Below are 1,319 nucleotides of genomic sequence, written 5' to 3' on the forward strand. Positions count from 1 at the left end.
GGCCACCGGCTCCACCACTTTCCATTCCCCGAAGGGTCCGGAACGGCTTCACGGGCTTAGCATCACTGGATTCGATGTCTTTCGCGTCACAGCGGGTACCGGAATATCAACCGGTTATCCATCGACTACGCCTGTCGGCCTCGCCTTAGGTCCCGACTTACCCTGGGCAGATCAGCTTGACCCAGGAACCCTTAGTCAATCGGCGCACACGTTTCTCACGTGTGAATCGCTACTCATGCCTGCATTCTCACTCGTGAACCGTCCACAACTCGCTTCCGCGGCTGCTTCACCCGGCACACGACGCTCCCCTACCCATCACAGCGGGCGTTGGCCCTCATGCTGCAATGACACGACTTCGGCGGTACGCTTGAGCCCCGCTACATTGTCGGCGCGGAATCACTAGACCAGTGAGCTATTACGCACTCTTTCAAGGGTGGCTGCTTCTAAGCCAACCTCCTGGTTGTCTCTGCGACTCCACATCCTTTCCCACTTAGCGTACGCTTAGGGGCCTTAGTCGATGCTCTGGGCTGTTTCCCTCTCGACCATGGAGCTTATCCCCCACAGTCTCACTGCCGCGCTCTCACTTACCGGCATTCGGAGTTTGGCTAAGGTCAGTAACCCGGTAGGGCCCATCGCCTATCCAGTGCTCTACCTCCGGCAAGAAACACACGACGCTGCACCTAAATGCATTTCGGGGAGAACCAGCTATCACGGAGTTTGATTGGCCTTTCACCCCTAACCACAGGTCATCCCCCAGGTTTTCAACCCTGGTGGGTTCGGTCCTCCACGACCTCTTACAGCCGCTTCAACCTGCCCATGGCTAGATCACTCCGCTTCGGGTCTAGAGCGTGCAACTCAAACGCCCTCTTAGGACTCGCTTTCGCTACGGCTTCCCCACACGGGTTAACCTCGCTACACACCGCTAACTCGCAGGCTCATTCTTCAAAAGGCACGCAGTCACGACGCACCGAGCAAACTCGATGCGCGACGCTCCCACGGCTTGTAGGCACACGGTTTCAGGTACTATTTCACTCCGCTCCCGCGGTACTTTTCACCATTCCCTCACGGTACTATCCGCTATCGGTCACCAGGGAATATTTAGGCTTAGCGGGTGGTCCCGCCAGATTCACACGGGATTTCTCGGGCCCCGTGCTACTTGGGTGTCTCTCAAACGAGCCGCTGATGTTTCGACTACGGGGGTCTTACCCTCTACGCCGGACCTTTCGCATGTCCTTCGCCTACATCAACGGTTTCTGACTCGTCCCACCGCGCCGGGTGGAGGACGTCCGTCGCGGCCCTTGCCAAGACCGGCGCCGAAG

General features: G+C 58.2%; 1 rRNA gene. It reads right to left on the bottom strand.

What is annotated here, in order from left to right:
• Window positions 1-1,319 (bottom strand): 23S ribosomal RNA (locus ACFWB0_RS25585); the annotation flags it as partial.

The sequence above is a fragment of the Rhodococcus sp. NPDC060086 genome, assembly GCF_042730275.1.
Lineage (GTDB): Bacteria > Actinomycetota > Actinomycetes > Mycobacteriales > Mycobacteriaceae > Rhodococcus.